The organism is Streptococcus sp. 10824 (genome assembly GCF_013276595.1).
Classification (GTDB): Bacteria; Bacillota; Bacilli; order Lactobacillales; family Streptococcaceae; genus Streptococcus; species Streptococcus pseudopneumoniae.
Window position 1 is genome coordinate 1 of sequence record NZ_VMLH01000083.1, and the last position, 18874, is coordinate 18874.

Annotated in this window: 31 protein-coding genes; 1 reads left to right on the forward strand and 30 read right to left on the reverse strand. The window is 33.9% G+C overall.

The window, feature by feature from the left end; genetic code table 11:
- Positions 1–128: 128 nt before the first annotated feature.
- The 27 genes from HT701_RS07805 to HT701_RS11530 form a co-directional block, all read right to left on the reverse strand.
- A complete protein-coding gene (locus HT701_RS07805; RefSeq protein ID WP_000671988.1) occupies positions 129–620 on the reverse strand; it encodes a hypothetical protein in 492 nt (163 codons plus the stop codon).
- Positions 601–1197, reverse strand: a complete 597-nt coding sequence (locus HT701_RS07810) for an ATP-binding cassette domain-containing protein (protein WP_000687786.1) — start codon at positions 1195–1197, stop codon at positions 601–603. The genes HT701_RS07805 and HT701_RS07810 overlap by 20 nt, the downstream gene beginning before the upstream one ends.
- Positions 1194–1676 (reverse strand): stage II sporulation protein M, encoded by a 483-nt coding sequence (locus HT701_RS07815; RefSeq protein ID WP_001232096.1) that lies wholly within the window; start codon positions 1674–1676, stop codon positions 1194–1196. The genes HT701_RS07810 and HT701_RS07815 overlap by 4 nt, the downstream gene beginning before the upstream one ends.
- A complete protein-coding gene (locus HT701_RS07820) occupies positions 1673–2809 on the reverse strand; it encodes a hypothetical protein (RefSeq protein WP_000698830.1) in 1137 nt (378 codons plus the stop codon). The genes HT701_RS07815 and HT701_RS07820 overlap by 4 nt, the downstream gene beginning before the upstream one ends.
- Positions 2810–2815: 6 nt before the next feature.
- The gene (locus HT701_RS07825) at positions 2816–3112 is read right to left on the reverse strand and encodes an uberolysin/carnocyclin family circular bacteriocin (protein WP_000837727.1); all 297 of its coding nucleotides are present in this window, start codon (positions 3110–3112) and stop codon (positions 2816–2818) included.
- Positions 3113–3653: 541 nt separating this feature from the next.
- Positions 3654–4547, reverse strand: a complete 894-nt coding sequence (locus tag HT701_RS07830; protein WP_000343887.1) for an XRE family transcriptional regulator — start codon at positions 4545–4547, stop codon at positions 3654–3656.
- A gap of 20 nt (positions 4548–4567) precedes the next feature.
- Positions 4568–4762, reverse strand: a complete 195-nt coding sequence (locus HT701_RS11515; RefSeq protein WP_119919614.1) for a hypothetical protein — start codon at positions 4760–4762, stop codon at positions 4568–4570.
- Positions 4763–5163: 401 nt separating this feature from the next.
- On the reverse strand, positions 5164–5370 hold the full coding sequence (locus HT701_RS11520) for a bacteriocin immunity protein (RefSeq protein WP_119919613.1): 207 nt from the start codon (positions 5368–5370) through the stop codon (positions 5164–5166).
- A gap of 338 nt (positions 5371–5708) precedes the next feature.
- A complete protein-coding gene (locus HT701_RS11525; protein ID WP_119919612.1) occupies positions 5709–5924 on the reverse strand; it encodes a bacteriocin immunity protein in 216 nt (71 codons plus the stop codon).
- A 3-nt stretch (positions 5925–5927) separates the two neighbouring features.
- Positions 5928–6095 carry a class IIb bacteriocin, lactobin A/cerein 7B family gene (locus HT701_RS07835; protein WP_001047582.1) on the reverse strand — a complete coding sequence of 56 codons (168 nt, stop codon included), beginning with the start codon at positions 6093–6095 and terminating at the stop codon, positions 5928–5930.
- 8 nt (positions 6096–6103) lie between these two features.
- On the reverse strand, positions 6104–6304 hold the full coding sequence (locus HT701_RS07840) for a hypothetical protein (RefSeq protein ID WP_023940558.1): 201 nt from the start codon (positions 6302–6304) through the stop codon (positions 6104–6106).
- Between the two features lie 27 nt (positions 6305–6331).
- Complete coding sequence (locus HT701_RS07845; RefSeq protein ID WP_000180815.1) at positions 6332–6526, reverse strand: class IIb bacteriocin, lactobin A/cerein 7B family; 195 nt, start codon at positions 6524–6526, stop codon at positions 6332–6334.
- 34 nt (positions 6527–6560) lie between these two features.
- Positions 6561–6716, reverse strand: coding sequence for a hypothetical protein (locus HT701_RS07850; RefSeq protein WP_001004584.1), 156 nt, complete (start codon positions 6714–6716; stop codon positions 6561–6563).
- Between the two features lie 11 nt (positions 6717–6727).
- Positions 6728–6856 carry a smi_0059.1 family bacteriocin-like peptide gene (locus HT701_RS07855; RefSeq protein ID WP_000658224.1) on the reverse strand — a complete coding sequence of 43 codons (129 nt, stop codon included), beginning with the start codon at positions 6854–6856 and terminating at the stop codon, positions 6728–6730.
- A gap of 242 nt (positions 6857–7098) precedes the next feature.
- Positions 7099–8145: a DUF6287 domain-containing protein gene (locus HT701_RS07860; RefSeq protein ID WP_000732623.1), complete on the reverse strand. Its 1047-nt coding sequence runs from the start codon at positions 8143–8145 to the stop codon at positions 7099–7101.
- 29 nt (positions 8146–8174) lie between these two features.
- Positions 8175–9572: an N-acetylmuramoyl-L-alanine amidase family protein gene (locus HT701_RS07865; protein WP_000725077.1), complete on the reverse strand. Its 1398-nt coding sequence runs from the start codon at positions 9570–9572 to the stop codon at positions 8175–8177.
- Positions 9573–9618: 46 nt separating this feature from the next.
- Positions 9619–10854, reverse strand: coding sequence for a CAP domain-containing protein (locus HT701_RS07870; protein WP_023935473.1), 1236 nt, complete (start codon positions 10852–10854; stop codon positions 9619–9621).
- Between the two features lie 198 nt (positions 10855–11052).
- A complete protein-coding gene (locus HT701_RS07875) occupies positions 11053–11640 on the reverse strand; it encodes a recombinase family protein (protein WP_023935475.1) in 588 nt (195 codons plus the stop codon).
- A 617-nt stretch (positions 11641–12257) separates the two neighbouring features.
- Positions 12258–12383 (reverse strand): PncF family bacteriocin immunity protein, encoded by a 126-nt coding sequence (locus HT701_RS11880; protein WP_007284823.1) that lies wholly within the window; start codon positions 12381–12383, stop codon positions 12258–12260.
- Positions 12384–12385: 2 nt separating this feature from the next.
- On the reverse strand, positions 12386–12616 hold the full coding sequence (gene blpU / locus HT701_RS07880; RefSeq protein ID WP_001093485.1) for a bacteriocin-like peptide BlpU: 231 nt from the start codon (positions 12614–12616) through the stop codon (positions 12386–12388).
- Between the two features lie 192 nt (positions 12617–12808).
- Positions 12809–13009: an SPPN_00645 family bacteriocin-like peptide gene (locus tag HT701_RS07885; RefSeq protein ID WP_001055966.1), complete on the reverse strand. Its 201-nt coding sequence runs from the start codon at positions 13007–13009 to the stop codon at positions 12809–12811.
- A 29-nt stretch (positions 13010–13038) separates the two neighbouring features.
- Complete coding sequence (locus HT701_RS07890; protein ID WP_000439598.1) at positions 13039–13230, reverse strand: hypothetical protein; 192 nt, start codon at positions 13228–13230, stop codon at positions 13039–13041.
- A gap of 19 nt (positions 13231–13249) precedes the next feature.
- Positions 13250–13432 (reverse strand): class IIb bacteriocin, lactobin A/cerein 7B family, encoded by a 183-nt coding sequence (locus HT701_RS07895; protein WP_000435077.1) that lies wholly within the window; start codon positions 13430–13432, stop codon positions 13250–13252.
- A gap of 110 nt (positions 13433–13542) precedes the next feature.
- Positions 13543–13683 carry a hypothetical protein gene (locus HT701_RS07900; RefSeq protein WP_001004581.1) on the reverse strand — a complete coding sequence of 47 codons (141 nt, stop codon included), beginning with the start codon at positions 13681–13683 and terminating at the stop codon, positions 13543–13545.
- A gap of 11 nt (positions 13684–13694) precedes the next feature.
- Positions 13695–13823 (reverse strand): smi_0059.1 family bacteriocin-like peptide, encoded by a 129-nt coding sequence (locus HT701_RS07905; RefSeq protein WP_000658221.1) that lies wholly within the window; start codon positions 13821–13823, stop codon positions 13695–13697.
- 369 nt (positions 13824–14192) lie between these two features.
- On the reverse strand, positions 14193–14924 hold the full coding sequence (locus tag HT701_RS07910) for a response regulator transcription factor (RefSeq protein ID WP_001221866.1): 732 nt from the start codon (positions 14922–14924) through the stop codon (positions 14193–14195).
- Entirely contained in the window at positions 14921–15736 is an 816-nt protein-coding gene (locus HT701_RS11530; RefSeq protein ID WP_007285090.1) for a GHKL domain-containing protein, read from the reverse strand. Before HT701_RS11530 ends, HT701_RS07910 begins: the two co-directional genes overlap by 4 nt.
- Positions 15737–15803: 67 nt before the next feature.
- On the opposite strand from HT701_RS11530, the gene HT701_RS11535 reads away from it, so the two are divergent.
- The gene (locus HT701_RS11535; RefSeq protein WP_171042144.1) at positions 15804–15977 is read left to right on the forward strand and encodes a hypothetical protein; all 174 of its coding nucleotides are present in this window, start codon (positions 15804–15806) and stop codon (positions 15975–15977) included.
- A gap of 323 nt (positions 15978–16300) precedes the next feature.
- Here HT701_RS11535 and HT701_RS07920 read toward each other — a convergent pair whose 3' ends face one another.
- From HT701_RS07920 to HT701_RS07930, 3 genes are all read right to left on the reverse strand, one after another.
- A complete protein-coding gene (locus HT701_RS07920) occupies positions 16301–16447 on the reverse strand; it encodes a smi_0057.1 family bacteriocin-like peptide (RefSeq protein ID WP_023940555.1) in 147 nt (48 codons plus the stop codon).
- Between the two features lie 152 nt (positions 16448–16599).
- Positions 16600–17769 carry an N-acetylmuramoyl-L-alanine amidase family protein gene (locus HT701_RS07925; RefSeq protein ID WP_138705312.1) on the reverse strand — a complete coding sequence of 390 codons (1170 nt, stop codon included), beginning with the start codon at positions 17767–17769 and terminating at the stop codon, positions 16600–16602.
- A 112-nt stretch (positions 17770–17881) separates the two neighbouring features.
- A complete protein-coding gene (locus HT701_RS07930; protein ID WP_119919610.1) occupies positions 17882–18739 on the reverse strand; it encodes a C40 family peptidase in 858 nt (285 codons plus the stop codon).
- Positions 18740–18874: the final 135 nt, after the last annotated feature.

Sequence of the window (18874 nt, forward strand, 5' to 3'; positions counted from 1 at the left end):
AACTGGCTTGAAGCCATAAGAAAATAGGCAGAACAAACGTTCTACCTAGAAAATATAAGAATTCCAAGTTAATAAAACCGAAATGATTTCGTGTCATTATTAAGTAAAGAAAAGAAATTTTAGTATTTCTAAAAACTATTTATAATAGACACTATAGCATTAAATAAAAATGGTACAGAAAATACTACTGTCAATCTTAAATTTTTAAATCTCGCATAATTTGTTATCCCAATTAGTAATACTGTCAATATGCTGAAATAAGCAAACTTTATATCCGATGGATTAAATAAGTAACAAAGTAAAATGCTAAAACTTAAGGTTATATTTTTAGATAAAAGAATATCTCCAAAGTTCCTCTTATCCTTATCAAAAAATAATGTAATCAGAAAGAGAGAAAATCCATATTCAATAAGAGTTGCTATAAATGTGAAAACAACAGAAATCACTGTCAATATTGTTTCTATTTTAATTGTAAAAAGATTAGATAGTTCAGATAATTTATCAATTTGTTCATCTAAAATTCCCGACTTCATCAGTAAATCAATAAACAAATATAAAAGAAAAAGATAAATAATCAGATTCATTAATTTGTATAAACTATTATTTGTTTGAAATTTCATAAACCCGTCCTTCCTCTATTAAAATCCTTTGAGATTTGCTAATCAATTCTTGATTCAATAAATTATGAGATACATATATAATAGTAGAGCTTTCTTTCATGGAAATTAAGCGTTTAGCAATCATATCAATACTTCTTGCATCCACTGTTGATAAGGTCTCATCAATAAAAATATAATCCCAATTTTTAGCAAAAATTAAGGATAAGCCTAATTTGAATTTTGTTCCAGTAGATGCTGTCATATAGTTATCTCCGATTTTATTATCAAAAAAAGTATTAATTTGTTCTTTATCCTCAAATGATAGATGGATTTGAAAAGAATCACACAACAACTGCAAATTTTCTTCTATAGTAAATGGAATAACCCCAAGCTGATTGGTATCAAGGTATAGTACATCTTTGGAGACACAATTCTTTAAACCACTATCAAAAGTCTCTAGCCCAGCTAAAAGTTGTAGAAGGGTGCTCTTTCCTGAACCATTCTCTCCTTCAACTCTGTAAATTCCCTTATCAATCTCTAGTGATATATTTTTCAGTATACATTTATCATAACTTTTAGATTCATTTTCAATTTTCATAATTTAATTCCCTCTATCAACGCTGCTAAAATTAATAAAATATAAGAAATGATATACCATTTTAAATTACTTTTTATATAAATAAGTATATTTTCAATTCCCCTATCCTTCAATAATCGGTATAAAAGATACTGACTCATACCTTGATACCAAATAAAATTCGGTATTTCAATAAGACCATGAGGTAATATTCCTTTTATTGTAGCTACTATTCCAATCATCTGACCAGATATACCCAATTGTATTCCTAAAGATAGCAAATCAAAAAGTTGCAATAAGGGCGAAATCGGAAAACAGAATAGATATAGCAAAAAATTTGTAGAATTTGCCTGTAAAACTGTCAATGTAAATTGTAATTCCAGTTTCGGAGGTATAGTAGCAAAAGTCTCACTTTTTAATATAAAGCTTAAAAGTAAACCTAGTGAAAAACAGACCGTACAAAATAACACATAGTAAATCAGAAAACCACTTTTTCTCATCTAATGCCCCCTACTAAAGTTACAAATAATATCAGAAAACAATATAAAACCAGAAAACTCCATCTCAATAAACTAATTGTACCTTTAATTAAAAATAGAGCTTTCTTATAATAGACATAGGCTATAAAATAATTGAATGGAATCAATAACAAATTCAACAAAATACTTTTTATATCATTACTATAACTTGTCACCGGAATCAAACATAACAACAATGAAAATTGTAAGAAAGAGATTAAATGCGTCAACATCATTAGTTGTGCATTCTTAAAAAAGAAATTCATTTTAGAATGATTAAGAGCAGATAATTGAAGTAAAGCTAGATCTACCCCAATTGAGGATTTATGATTCCCTATTATTGCCTCCATTAATGTGATATATATTGAGGTATAAAGAAACAATATTGGTATTTTTGTACCATCAATTGATAACATCGTCATCATATACCAAAATAGATAGGAAAGAAGAATACTAATCAAAATAAAAGAAAAAGTTAACCCTTTATTTAACCAACAAAAACGAAGCAATATAAATAGACTGCTACGAAATCTTTTTTGGCTCATTCGACTGCTTTTAAAATAGAAATTACTCGCATGATTATCTAATATCCCCATGACTAAAATAAAATAATTGAGTAGTATGACATAAATTACAACTTGTCCTTGTTCTATAGACAATAGTCCTATAGATAAAAATAAGAACAATTTACTTATAATTGAAAACAAACTAGGTAGAATTAAAGAAATAATTTGAATAACTATCAAACAAAGAGTAATGTATAAATAAAAATATCCAATAATATCTAGAAAATACAAAATAAATAAATAAATGAATGATTGTAAAATTTGGAAAGAATAATATTTCTTGACAATGGCAAGAAGATAGAGAAAAATATAGTTTTTCCTTATATAGAAAGTATTTATTTTTTTACTTTGGATAGGCAGTTTCATATTATAACGATTCAAAGTAGCGTAATCTACTACCAAAAAAAGTAAAAATAATTTCCCTTGAAAAGGAAGATAGCTTTTAAAATAGATTGACAAACTTATGATAACAAAAAACAAAAGGGTTATCCCAATAAAATTAAGATAACCTAAAATACTTTCACATTCTTTTTTAGAAAGTATTTTCATCTAGTTCTACCATAGAGCTGCTTGAGCAGCACTCTTCTTTTTCAATATATAAAGAACTGTTGCTGCAATACCCGAACCAATAGAACCTACTCCTGTGATTGCACCTACAATTGAAATTACTGCTGTAACTGTACTATAAGCACTAATCAAATTGACTACAGTAGCAGCAGCTTTTGTCGAAATTCCTAATGTCCCAGCCAACATAGGAAAAGAAACAACACCTAAGCTTAACCAACTAATGACTGCTAACATTGCTGAAACAATGAGAAATTTATTATGAAATTCCATTCTTTTAGATTTCATTTTAGTGTACTCCTTTTGTATATTATGTATGTTTTATTGAGAGTTAATTCGCACATGTTGTATTCCTAACTCTCTTCAAATGTTCGTCTATATTTTATACTACTTTTATTAACATATCTATAATAAATAAATTACTACTACATTTTCCTAGATTATCAAATTACTTTTATATCACTAAGACTCAATAAAAGATAATGTCTATTTAACTTTTATACGATTACTACCTCCTTTTTAGTTTACACTTCCTACATCATAAATAAACATACTCAACCCTCACAATCTCCAAATCACTCTTTTATATCATTGAAAATTGAGTTTCATCCTCTATACTAATGTAGGAAACCTATTAAAACATTCCTTTAATCCAATATAAGAATACTTTATTCCATTAATCTCTACCTGATATTATAGATAGAACCAAACTCTTATACTTAAAGGGACAAATAACGTTCCAACCATAATAAACCTCCTTTCTTTTTGAGAGCGTTTTCTTTATAGGCTTAGTATAACAAAAACATGAAAAAACAACATGACTTAGAAGTCAGGTTGTTGGGAAATCTATTTGTTTTTCTTCTAAGATTCTCTGAACTAATATCTGATCATCTAGCAATTCTGCTAGAGAAATTGCCTTTTCATAGAAACTTTCTGCCTCTAAAATATTCTTGTCTACAAATAAAGCATATTTTGCCTTTAGCAAAAATAGATGAGGTCGGTAAAAAACATGTCTTGTTTTAGCAATAATTTTCTCAAATGTTTGAATATATATCAGACTATCTTCTGTCTGAATTTGGATAAATAGGCTCAGAAGAACTTTTTCCATCTGAGCTAGGCTAGCCTTATCTTCATATTCTGAACATAGCAATACTTTTTGAGCTAACTCCTCAAAATGTTCTTTATCTTCTAATCCCATAGCACAACAAAAGAAATACAATTCAATAATCAACAAATCATTTACAGAAAAATATTTCTTTTTTAATAACTGCTGGAAATATTCTTCCACTAACCCTAAACCGTAGGTCACATCTGAACTACCATAAATATCAAAACGAGCTTGTGTCACATCCACAATTAACTGCTCTTCCTCAGGCAAATTCTCATAATAGTTTTCATATATTTCCTCAAGTATAGCTTCTTTTCGTTCGATTCTTCCCTTATCAGCATAGGTTTGAGAATGAATCAGCTCATCTTTGAGTTTTAGGAATCCTTTTGGAATCTCTATAACCTTAACATCCACAATATTCTGTAATGATACTCCAAGTTTATCCGCAATCAATAATAATTTAGGAAGTGTTGCTAAAGCTTGCCCATTTTCAATACGTGCTAGCTGACGAATCGTCAACTCTGATTCATCACCACAAATATCTATCTGAGTTTTTCCACAAGATCGCCTAATAGTTTTGATTTTATAACCAATTTCACGTTTCAACTCATCCATAGTAATACTCCTTAAGTTGATTACAAAGATTTCTTTTTCTTCCTAATTCTTTTGTCAATCATGTACAAAACGATAATCAAAAACAGCGGTGGTACAATATAACTCTTTTCACTCATTCTCAGCTGAAATCCCAGAGTTGCTAGTATCTTAAAGATGAAAATATTCATCAAAAATAGAAAAATAAATACTAAAAAATATCTTAAAACCTTCTTCATTTCTTTTCTTCAACTCTCCTAATTTCTATACCTATTTTATCAAATTTTATCAAAAAATACATGTAAAACTCCAAATAAACAGCTCAAATACACTTTTTTGGCAAAAAATAGGCAGAACAAACGTCTTACCTACTAAAAATATGCTATTGAAAGGAAAATGATTTTTTTCTGACACCCTAGGCAAGCTTGGGACAAATAAATCATTGATAGTAACCTTTACGACATCCTATTTAAAGTTACTTCAATTTTTAATGTCCCTGCTATTTCTAAGCCACCTCTGGTATAATCTATTCCTAGTCAGAATAGATAACACCGTTCTAAATTACGATTCATAGTTACTCCTTTTTTTGATTCGTTACTATAAGACACCTATTCCCTATAGAACGTCTACTACCTCAAATTTATCCATTCTTTTTTTCTTTACTTCTGTATAAAAGAATGAAGACCATCATAAATAATGCAATCGTTGGTATATTGAAACTATCAAACCAAGTAGGTAAAGATACTTTATTTATGTCAGCTACTAATCTAATGATTATATAGGACATCGAACTAAGTAATACCATGATTTCAGGCCAAACTTTCAGTATTGATTTAACAAATTTCATATTAAACTCCAATGTGATGCATCCTTAGATCCTAGCCTAGCTATTTTCAGCGCAGACTAACAAGTCATTCTTAACTGCTCACTCTACTTACTTTTTATTGACCTTATACCCTAGATAAAAGAGCCCAAATAAAACGGGGTAAATTTCTGGATAAAATAAGGCATTGATCGGATTTTTTAACATCAAATACGTTGCGATGTAGATTATGAGCGATACGGTAAAATAACCCTCAGCAAAGCCTAATAAAAATGTTTTCATAGAAAGCTCCTATTTACCTGACAAGAATGGCGGAAAAACGCTACCATTCATATACACAAAATCCTTTTGATTCATGTTCTTCATTTATAGTTTTGATTATTTTTTGACAAATCTTTGCGAAAAATACCAAAATATGCTGAGAAAAGCAAACCAACCAAAGTCCATTGCCAATTAAAGGATACTAACGAACCTGTACGAATCACATGAAGCGCAACATTAAGGGTTATTCCCAATAAAGGACATATCGTGGCTAGTTTAGGTAACAATGTATTGAGATTAAGGTTGTGACTGTTCATTATCTAACGCCCACGACGAGCAAAATCTGAACCAAATTTGTAACCAGCATTAAAAATTTGTACAGCAGCATTCAGTACTCCTGCAATCCCAACTGCTTCCGCAAGACCAAAACCACCTTTTGTTCCCACTAATTCATCGTCAGATAATTGATAAAATTGTTCTAAGTTCATATTCGTCATTACTCCTTTGTATTATATTTTATTGCTATGTAAATGATTAAAATGAGTATTGGATAAGTAAATACTTCTGAAATATCCATAAAATTTACACTATACTGTCCTGATAATATTTTATAGTCAATTAAAATTTGAACGATAGTAAAAATAATACGTAGCGATAACAATACCCCTAATAATATCACTTCTTTTTTTAAAAACATAGAAATGCCTCTCTGACTACAATCAGATTATGGTCTATTCGCATAATACCCTAAAGCTGCTCCTCCTGCAAAAAGCGCTGCTGCTCCACCTGCTACTGCTGCACCTATCTTCCAGATAGACACTCCGGCGATTACAAGAGGCAATGCTCCCCCATCCACATCCATCAACTCTTCTTCTGTAAGAGCTACAAAGTTCTGTTCCATTTTGTCAAAATTTGTCATCTTTTTTCTCCTCTTGTTCTATTTTTTCTAAATCTTATCTTCTAAAAAATGGGGTTCCAATAAATATACCGCGTAACAATAGACCTGTAATTAGACCCCGTTGATAACTTTCCTTGCTACCACCCACCAGCAAAGCTAAGTCGCTCTCCTTTAATACTTCAATAGTATACTTATCATTCATTTCATTCATCTCTTATCCTCCTAAAAACCAAAACCTCTACGAAATCCAATGTACCAATCTGCAAGGGTCTTCACCCAACTTTCTCCACCTTGAATATCGGTCAATTCTTCCGAAGTTAGCTCAACAAATCCATAGTAATGTTCTTTCATTATTTTATTCCTTTCTTTTTTCCTCTTACTTATCTATTCGAAAAACAATTCGAAAATAAACAACTAAATCAAATTTTATTTGAAAAATAATTTAGTAAACCACGGATAAAAAATTGGTAGATACATAAAGCAAACTCCTTTCTGTTTCCTCTTACTTATCTATTCGAAAAGGAAGTCAAAAAAATAAGAATATCAGAAAATTTTCCGACATTCTTATTGATAAATTTGTAAGTCTATTAAAACTATTCTACCTTGTAAAAAAATCCCTCGGTACTACCATTGATAAGTTGGTGTCCAAACCATAAGCGGTCTTGTGTAATATCAGACGAGTCAGTATAGCCATTATCTGAAGAAGAGGTGACAGACATGGTTATAGGGATTCCTGCTGGTAAAAAGGCAATAGCTGCACCAGCACCTCCATCTTTAGAAACAGAACTTGCCTTGAGATAGTGGTCAATTTCCTTAGCATGTTCAATTGAAATCTTGGAATGATCACTTACTAAACCATTTTTGTCAAAGGTGAATTCAATACCTGTACGATTCCTCCAAGTGCCTGCGACACTAGAAAAATCTCCATTTTGAATTGCAGTAATATCCATCCCTTTACTTTCTGACGGAAGGCTTGTTTCTCCATTTATGAGACTTGTGACAGATTTCCAAAAGAAAGATCTTATGTCAAGGGAAGGTGGTTTTGTCCCCAGTCCCTCTTCTGTATCTGATTCAATGACTAGTTCTAACAGTGTTCCATCCTGATTCAACTTGTATAGTTTAAGTTGGATTTGATTAGTAGATACTCGGGTAGATAATTGAAAATAACCATTTTCTAAAGGATTAAAATGTACTCGCTCTCCAATAAAGTCCAGATTGTTTTCTGCATTGGTCAGTCGAATAACTTCACCATTTTTAAGAGTTCGAATATCTAATAAATCGTAATAGTTAGAATCCATTTTTAGGGCAATCAAAAGTTCGTCCGTACCGTCTTGGTCTAAATCATACAAGCTATACTGTAATCCAGAATATTCTTTAGGATAAGTGTTTTTTAAGTTTGCTTTTGAATTGATCTCTGTATGTGAAGTTGACGAACCATCTAATACTTTGGCATATTCTTTAAGAACAGGATTATATAGGGTGTAATCAGGTTTCTTCTCTTCCGATGTAGAAAAAGTTGAACTAGTACTTGAAGCAATTGCTTCAGAACTTGTTGCAGAAGTGTTTTCACTCTGATGTTGGCAAGCCGTTAAAATAGAGATAGCTAATATACTAATACTGAATAGAAATAATTTTTTCATATGTTTAATCTTACAATTTGAAATTGTTTTTATACCCACTCACCGTTGTAACTGACACGATAACCGTCAGGTGTAGTTGTATTGATTGCGAGTGCACCAGAGCTATAGGCATAGTACCATTTGCCAGATACTTTCATCCAGCCTGTTTTCATAGCTCCTGAATCTTGAAGGTAGTACCAGCTACCGTTATCTTTGACCCAACCTGTCTTCATCGCACCTGAGCCGTCGAGATAGTACCACGTGCCGTTGTCTTTTACCCAGCCAGTTTGCATCCAACCAGAGTTATCAAAACGATACCAAACACCATTGATTTTTTCCCAGTCATTAGTTGTATAAGTGCCATCTTCGTGTTTATACCACCAGCGACCATTCGAATACATCCAAGTAGATTTAGACTGATGGGTCGTCATGGTTGTATCCGTGTTAGAATAGTTTCCAGATGACGAACTTGTAGAAGTTGACGAGCTAGATGAATTCGAACCTGATTGAGTTGTGGTGTTAGTATTTGAATTTGTTGAAGGATTTCCGATAGTCACCTCTTTTCTAACTTTAAAGACACGTTTTCTATTATCAACTGAGTGATCGTGCGGAGAGCCAGCTTCTCCAGACATCTCCAAGATGTATGTTCCGGCAGGAAACTGTCTGATATCGAAAACATCCCCTTTAAATTTATTACTATAAATTAAAGGCAAAAGAAATTGGTCGTTGACGTCATTAGTTAGACCACTAAAGATGACATCATTATTATGTTGGTACACAATCTTTCCGGTAGCCTTATCAATTAGAGTAACATTTCCTCTAGCTGCATTATCTCCTCCGTGTTGTAGTGGCTCTGAGAGTACACCTTCAAAATTAAATCCAAAATGATGAATTTCAACCTTTGTAATTGTTGCTTCTATTTGTTTTTCAGTACTCGTATTCGAGATAGTATTTGCTTGATTATTTGATAAGACTTCTAGTTTGGTTACATAAGTGTAAAAAGGACCTCCTTTTCCTAGATTTTCTCTGACATCAGCAGTTAACTTATAGAGAGTACCATTTAATTCAAACTTCATGGTATAGATACCATAGTCTGTTGCTTTAAAGACAATTGTTTTACCGTTGAATGTAGCAATGCCGTTGGATTCAAAACTTGCAAATTGCTTAGAGAATTCTTGTCTATAAGCATTATCTACCCAATCAACCGTTGTAAATTCACCATCAGAAAATGCTCCAAGTTGTGCTTTTCTTTTTTCTACAAGCGTCACATCTGTTGCGACTAAATCTGTATCACGATACCCAGGAGCAGGTTCTTCAACATAAGCATTAGCTGCAGGAGACCAGAACTTGACCATCGGGACGCCACTTGCTGCATTGACACTTGAAATTGTAGCTCCTGTTGCTAGGAGTGATAAAACTGCTGTAGTCGTTAAAACGATTTTTTTCATAATTTTTGTATTCCTTTTCTTTTTATCTATTTTTTATAATCTTATCCTATACCCATTCTCCATTGTAATTGACGCGATAGCCGTCTGGTGTAGTCGTATTGATTGCTAGGGCACCAGAGCTATAGGCATAGTACCATTTCCCAGATACCTTCATCCAGCCTGTTTTCATAGCACCTGAGCTATCAAGATAATACCAACTACCGTTATCCTTGAACCAACCAGTCTTCATAGCACCTGAACCGTCGAGATAGTACCACGTGCCGTTGTCTTTTATCCAGCCAGTTTGCATCCAACCTGAACTATCGAAGTGATACCAGATATTATCTAATTTTGCCCACTGATTGTAAGGGTAAGACCCATCAAGTTGCATAAACCACCAACGAGAACCAGATTGTCGCCAAAAACCCATACCCCTACCAATATCTTGCATTTGAAAAAAGAAACCTGGTTTATTAGTCCCGTTAGACTTACCTTGTTTTGTTTTCTTACTGGTATGAGTTCCGATTGCCTTCAAGTCTTTGTCAAAAAGATTCGCCTTAGTCGCAAATGTTTGAATCTGAGAAGAATTTGCTTCTGTATATTGAATGGCCTTTCCATAACCACCAGCTAATTCTTCAGAGCCACCAGATGATGTTCCGAAACTTTGTGCAACGGTAATCCATCCATTTTGAGTGACAGGGTTTTCAAAGGCTGCCAAACCCATATAGGTCAATTCTGAATTGATTAAGGATTCGTAGTGTCCAGTTTGACCAGATACACTTGCCCCACTACGAGATTTGACGTAATCTGCTTTTTCGTCATACCATTGATTAATAGCTGTCATAAATCCATCATAGTTCCAAGCTAAGTTTTCGGCTAGTGAAAAATTCCCTGAAGGCCAGGCACTCCAAATATCTTTATTAGATAAACGTTTATGATGCCTAGTTACAGAAGCTTCTGCTGCCCGAACGAAGGCTGTTTTTTCTAGTTCAGTTGACCATTTGATCGGAACATAGCTAGTAACTAGACCTTCATCTGCTGCCTCTTTTCGAATAGCATTGATACGATCTAAGATAGCCTGTTTATCTGGCGTTAAGAAAGTCCCTTCAATCCCAACTAGAGTAGTACCAGAAGAAGTACTAGTGACCTCAGAGTTTAAGATATTGTAGGATTGACCTTTGATTGCTTGAGTGGAAACCAGCCTATCATTAGCAACTACTGATTGTGATGTAACAATTCCTACCCCAAGAAGTGATAGAGCTGAAATCGTTGCAAGTGTGAACTTTTTAGCTTTGGTGTCCATTTCGTGTCCCCCTATTTTTATTTATTGTAAAATAATCAGTTTGTCCTAAAATCTAGACTTTTTTGGACAAACTTGATAAAATGGAAGTGTAATAATAATTGGTCAAAATGCTGGATTTTAGAACCTTTTTTCTAACGAAAACGCTTCTAAAATAGACTGTATTTTCTGTCCAAAAAATCCTAGGTTTTTTGACAAGAACTATGAATTTTTTATCCAATTGTGAAAGGTGCTTTTTGATACTCCTAAGATGTCTGCACCTTCTCGTAAGGTTATTTCTTTTTTCTTATATTGAGCTATCACATCAGGGAGATTATTCGGAACAACCAATTTTGGTCTGCCGAATTTCTTCCCTTTTTTCTGTGCTTCCCGTATTCCTTCCATTTGTCTTTGTTTGATTTGTTCTCTTTCAAACTGTGCCACATAAGATAGGACTTGTAAAACGATATCGGAGATTAGTTTTCCTGTGATATTATCATTGCTATTCTTTGTATTTAATAAGGGGAAATCTAAAACAGTTATATTTACTTTCTTTTTCTTAGTAATTGCTTGCCATTGTTCTAAAATTTCATCATAGTTTCTTCCCAACCTATCAATTGATTTAATAACCAATTCATCATTTTCTTTCAAGGTAGTTAATAATTTTTGATATTCCATTCTGTCAAAATCTTTTCCTGAAACGTAATCAATAAAAATATTCTCTTTTGATAATTTGTTTTCTACCAATGCTGAAAATTGCCTATCAATATTTTGTTCTTTTGTAGATACTCGAACATAACCGTAACGCATAAAAACTCTCCTTTTTACACTTATTGTAAAATATAAAAGAGGGCAAAATGCCCTCAAGGAGTAGTGTATTCAATTTCTAGCAATTATATATTAGTTCAAACTACTTCATCAAGACTTAAAAGTATGTAAAAAATCACAAACTAAGACCTTCTTCATTCCTTTTCTTCAACTTTCCTAATTTCTATGCCTATTTTTTATCAAAAATACATGTAAAACTCCAAATAAACTCCAAACGATATAAATAAACACCTCAACTGCACTTTTTGGATAAAAAATAGGCAGAACAAACGTCCTACCTACTAAAAATATGCTATTGAAAGGAAAATGATTTTTTTCTGACACCCTAGGCAAGCTTGGGACAAATAAATCATTGATAGTAACCTTTACGACATCCTATTTAAAGTTACTTCAATTTCTAATGTCCCCGCTATTTATAAGCCACCTCTGGTATGATCTATTCATAGTCAGAATAGATAACACCGTTCTAAATTACGATTCATAGTTACTCCTTTTTTGATTCGCTACTGCAAGATTCCTATTTACCTGATAAGAGGAGAGATGGTCCTCTTTACATGTGCAAGATAATTTTGAATCAGATTCATCATTTATCGTTTTGATTATTTTTTGACAAATTTTTCTGTTTTCTTCTCCGAAGACTTTAAAAATTTTTTTCTAATTAGATCATCCATATAGGGACCAAATATACCAACTACTAAACCAATAATAAAACTTTTAAAATCCATAATTACCACCAACATGTCGCTGCATAGGCCACACCTCCAAATATAGCTCCTCCCGCAGCACCAGTTGCTGCACCTTGCCATGTTCCTGTTTTAATTCCTAGCTGAAGACCTCGTGCTGCTCCTCCTCCAACACCTGCTTTGGCAAAATCTCCCCAATTGCATCCGCCACCTTCAAGGCAAGCAAGTATCTCAGTATCCATAATTTCAAATTGTGACATCGTTTTTGTATTCATAACGAATGCCTCCTTTTTTATTTTAATGCTTGTCTTGTTGCAAACTTGACAAGTTTGGTATAGCAGTGTTTATTAAATTGTTTCATCCAAATCTTGAATTACTGAAATAATCATTCCCTGTATTCCTCTTATTTATCTATTCGAAAACGAATTCAAAAATATAATATATGATATTCATTTTAATAAACTATATTAATAAAATGCATTGTAAACATTTCGCCCAAATGATCTACCAGCATTATAGATACCACCGAAAAATCTTCCCGTACTATCAATCACTTTGTGGACATCGATGTTAATATTACCTCTCCATGACACTCGACCACCCTCTACTGTTGCCAAATCTTTTTCTGTAAGACTTGTAAATTTTTCTTCAATTTTTATCATATTCATTATGTCTGTTCCTCTTTATCTATAATTTTTTATTGAAACAAATAATTGTAAATTGTTTCGCCAAACTTCTGCCCCGCCCAATAAACCGGTCCTAAAAGTAATGTCCCTAAAGCATAAATCCCAACTACTCCAACTATGAAAATGAATACTTTCACAGGAATTGACTGCAAACTGTAAAAATTCTCTACCCTAGTAATCCAACTTTCTATTATGCGTTCCATCAGCGCTCTTCCTTCCCTGTTAACGTCCACGACGCTTAGCATGTGCTCCTGAAGCACCATCTACCGCACCCAATAAAAATGTTCCTGCAATTGCGACTCCTCCAACTACTACCAGACCAAATAGCAAGCCTCCTTCTACATCGGCCAATTCCTCATGACTCATTACATGAAAATTATTTTCCATATTTTTAATTTGTTCCATCTTATTCTCCTTTTTTGATTCTTAACAATTGAAAAAGGTAGTTATTTGTATTTCCTTTTTCATATATTCTGTTCATTGTTGTAGGTAAGCTTCACTCTCTAAATATTATCTTAGAATCCAAATAACGCACGACGTAAAATGAACCCCACCATTAAACCATGTTGGTAACTTGCCTCACTACCACCCACCAGCAAGGCTAAGTCACTTTCCTTTAATACTTCAATAGTATACTTATCATTCATTTCATTCATCTCTTATCCTCCTAAAAACCAAAACCTCTACGAAATCCAATGTACCAATCTACAAGGGTCTTCGTCCAATTTTCTCCACCTTGAATATCGGTCAATTCTTCCGAAGTTAGCTCAACAAATCCGTAATAATGTTCTTTCATTATTTTATTCCTTTCTTTTTCTTCTCACTTATCTATTCGAAAAAAATTTCAAAAATGTACAACTAAATTAAATTTTATTTAAAAAATAATTTAATGAACCATGAATAGAAAATTGGTAGATACATAAAGCAAACTCCTTTCTTTTTCCTCTTACTTATCTATTCGAAAAACAATTCGAAAATAAACAACTAAATCAAATTTTATTTGAAAAATAATTTAGTAAACCACGGATAAAAAATTGGTAGATACATGAAGCAAGCTCCTTTCTTTTTCCTCTTACTTATCTATTCGAAAAAGAAGTCAAAAAATAAGAATATCAGAAAATTTTCCGATATTCTTATTGATAAACTCATTCAAATCTAACAGATATTAGACATTAAGATATTTTTTAAGGGTTCTTCTGGCTGTTCGTGATACGGGGAAATGCAAGCCTTCTAACAAGGTCACTTCTGTGGCAGTCATCTCTTCAATAGCCTGTAAACTGACTAACGTATTGCGATTGGCATAGACAAAGTAATCTTTTTCAGCCTTGGCAGCGATATCCTTGAGACTGCCATAAATGGTCTTGATAGAATGATTGGCATAATAGACCTTGATACGATGGGATTCCACTGAAGTTTCAAAGGCTAAAATTTCATGGTAGGGCAGAGTGAAGCCCCTTCTTCCCTCAAAACTATAGGTAAAGAGACGCATATTTTCCCTCTTATCTACTGCCAGTACATAGTCCAGACAGCGCTCCAGCTGATGACAGTAGTCCGCCTCTGGCTGATCCTTGGAAATAAAATCCAAGGCAGACAAGTGGTAGCGAAAAGCTAGAGGTAAGGCCTCCGAGTGCGTGGACACAAAGACAATGCTTGTAAAAGGATCCCGCTCCCGAACCTGTTGAGCAACCTGAAAGCCCCGTTCACGCTCTCCATCAATCTCTAAATCTAATAAATAGAGCTGGTAATGGTCAAAATACTGAGAATACTTTTCAACATCCCCATAGTTTTTGGCAATATCAATTTCCAATCTTAAATTGCGAGAGCGACCGATATCTAGTAAAGTCTGCTCTATCCGTCCTTGCTGGACTCTATCGTCTTCCAAAACTAAAATTCTCATTCCTCTCCCCCTCGTTTCTCATCCTTAAATGGCAATTCTAAATCTTGTCTAAAAGTCGTCTCTCCTAGCTGGGTATCTAAGTTTAAATCATAATGAAAAACCATGTCCTCCAAGGTTGCCAAGCCCAGTCCACTGTGGTTATCCTTGGTAGAGTAACCCTTTTGACTGAGAATACTGGGATTCAGTTCTTCTTTCTTACGAGTGTTTTCAATGATAAAACGGACACTCCTATCACCTGCCAATAAAGCAACCCGAATCTGCGGATTTTCAGCCTCACTGGCTGCTTCTAAAGCATTTGTCGTGAGGATAGAGAGGATACGGATAGCCTCCAACATAGGCAATGCCAGCTCTTCGACAACCCCCACCGTCTCCAAACTAAAATGAATTCCCTGCTTATCTGCCACAATCATGGCTTTTGCCAAGGTATTGCGAATAGCTATATCATGGATATTGTGAAGATTAAAGGCCGTGTAATCCGCCTTCCTCAGCTTTTCATTAGTCTTTAGAAAGACATCTTGATAAATGGTAGATACCTCAGCCATGTCTTGATTTGCTATGGCAGGCTCCATGCTGGCGACAATTCCCGCAAAATCATGACGGAAACCTCGAACCTCATCATAGAGATGTCCCAACTTATCCACCATTCCTTGCAAGGAACGATTTTCATCTTCCTGTCTCTGAATGGTCTGCTCATCACGATAAACCTGCTCCAAATGCTTGATGTAAAAGAGCCAAGAGAAAAAGAGAATGAAAATCAGGAGAGAAATGGTCGTATCAAAACGAACGTAGAACGAACTATTTCTATTGGTCATAAACGAAGAGAATATCCTAAATCCAGTCAGAGGTAGGATAATGAAAAAACTCTTATAATAGTGGGTTTTGAAAGCATCTGAAAAGAATAAATCCAAATCCAAAGAACAACGTTTCATAATTGTAGAACATAGAAATATTGATAATAAATCAAATACAGATCTATATAAAGTGGAAAACGAATCTACAAAACAACAAGGCTCACCAGATAATACACGAATCCAAATTGTCAAAAATAAATAACGAATACTTTGAAAGAAGAGAAAAAGATACAGAGAAAGAAAAAAAGCTTCCCCTTTTCCCTTGTGCAATACTAGTAAAAAAATACAGTAAAAGAAGAGAATGATTCCTATATGAAATAATTCTCCAAATGTTTGGCGAGCAGATAAACTAATTAAAAATACAAGGACCCAATAACGTTTTTTATAAAATTCTGGGGAAATTTGAGCACCCAAATAAATAGTAGGAACCATGGTTGAAACGACTACCAACAGTATATATAGCACAGAAACTAAGAATTCTAAAATAATCATAAATAAATCTAATCTCTAACGAATACTGTGAATTTAAGCAAAGTGTCTACCCGTACTAAATAACTTATCGCACCATTTTACGGCATCTTCAAAAATCCCTCCACCATTCACTTTCTCCAAAGCCTCTGGAGTTAATTCTTCAAATTGTTTCAATTCTACAAATATATTTTTCATTTCCATGACAGACTCCTTTTCATTATTTTATAGACAACTCTATCCCCTGCTCCATCTACAAAAGGCTTTAGTTTTCTTTTAAAATACAAGAAATCTAAAGCCTCTTGAAAATGGTATATTGGTTAGAGCGTTAACGATTAGTTGTGAAGATGTTATTTTTATTTAACCACAACCACTTTATAATATTCGTTTGAGTGTGGAGATTCAATTTTAATTTTTTCACCATATAAACCATCGATTTCTTTATCCAGATAATCTGAAACTCCTGATGGCAAGCGTTTCATCTTAAGAATTTCACCAGATTGATCCGCATAGGCTAGGATGTGATAGTGGGTTGTAGCCATACCATCATCAATCAATACAAAGTAACCTGTTTTGAGCTTACCTTGCTCATTTTCTAAATAGTATAGTTTATTGTTATTGATTGTAAAGTGGGTAGCTCCAAGACGAAGTCGTGCACCTGGATTTTCTAAATAGACATCATTGCCAACTTTTTTAATATCTGAATAGGTTGTCATTGCTGGGATATTAATCACACGATGTCCATTTTCATCAAAGTAGTAGCGATTTGGTAAGTTTTGGAAGTTCTGTACAACTGCCTTAGGATCAATTTCTTGTCCTTCTTCTTTATTATCCACTAAAGCTAAGGTAGTATTTGCAACCTCATCTCCATATTTATTAGAAAACTTCTTGAACTCTGGTCTGATATACCAAGCATTTTTTTCAATAATAACATCGTCACCTTTAGCATTTAGCAAATATTCTTGCCCATCTCCAAGTTTGACAATATCATGAATACTGTATCCAGCATCTTTTCTATTTGCTAGATAGCCATCCTTACCAATGACATAACTTTCCCCATCACTGGCTGGAACAGCTCTATCTGCAACCATAGCACCTGATTTTTCAAAGTAAGACCATTTACCATCTATGAACACCCAACCTGTCATCATAGAACCACTAAAATGAAGATAGTACCATGTAGACCCTTCTTTGTACCAACCTGTACGCATGGCACCACTATTAGCTAGTGAGTACCATGTGTTGCCTTCCTTGTACCAGCCAGTGCGCATAGCACCACTATCTGCTAGAGAATACCATGTATCACCGTCTTTGAGCCAGCCTGTCTGCATTTTACCAGCGCTATCGAAGTGATACCATGACCCAGCATTTTGTACCCATTTATCCTTAGCTAGGCTGCCATCTTGAGAAAGATTCCAGTCAGCACCATTTTTAACCCAAGTATCTGCAGCCTGTGCTTGGTTGATAGACAAAAGCAGACCAGCACCTGCAAGCAAACCAAGAGTAAGTAATTTAGATTTTTTCATAGCCATTTCCTCCTTTATTGAATAGCTATAAGAGGGTTTTCCCTCTTTATTTAGCTATATTCTAATACTTTTCATTGTCAAAGTCAATAATATTGTGAAAAATTAGACAATATTACCAATATCTACGAATTGTATTTTGTTCCATTCCATATTGATTCATATAAGAAACATCTTGACCTCTATCTGGAGCATGAACTACCTTGCCACCACCAACATAAATACCCACATGTTGATTTGAACCTTGGTCGCCATTGTACAATATTAAATCTCCAGGAAGTTGTGAGCCATTACTTACATAGCTTCCTCCTGTCGCTTGACCATAGGTTACTCTAGGAATACTAATATCAAACTTAGCATGAATAGCCATCGTAAATCCTGAGCAATCTACGCCACTATTCAAATCTGCCCCACCCCAAACATATGGGATTTTTCCTACAAATGTCTCTGCGTATTCACCAAGTGCCTGTCCACGATTTTCTACCCATACACCACTGGCTCTAAAGAAGTATGGTGTACCATTCACACGTTGATAACCAGTGACCATAGCACCACTAGCAGATAAGTAGTAATAATTACCATCAGGTTGAATCCAAGTATTTTCTTTCATCCATCCTTGGTCATCAAAATAGTACCACTTGCCATCTAATTGTTCCCAATTTTTAGCATACCCACCTGAACCGTATTTAAACCACCATTTACCATTGGTTTGCATCCATGTTCCTTTCGGATCACGATATTGATTGAAAGCTTTCTTCTCTTGATTTCCCTCTGCTTGGGTTTCTTTATCTTCAAAACCAATCAATTTTACTTGATCAGCTTCTTCAGCTTTTATCTTGCCTTGATTAACTAATTGAGCAATCGCTTCTTTCTCACTTGCTGATGGGGAATCAGCATAGGCTACCGTAGTATTTGCTAGGAGAACGCCTCCTGCAAGAACTAACAAACTAGAATAAAGATATTTTTTCATCATAAAAATCCTTTCTTTTCTCCTTTTTGGAGATTGATTTTTTCTGACTCCATTATATCCCTTATTTGTCCTCAGATTTCTACTGTCCCTAGAAAGACTAAATCTGTTCCTAAACGGTCACTTATACTCAATGAAAAT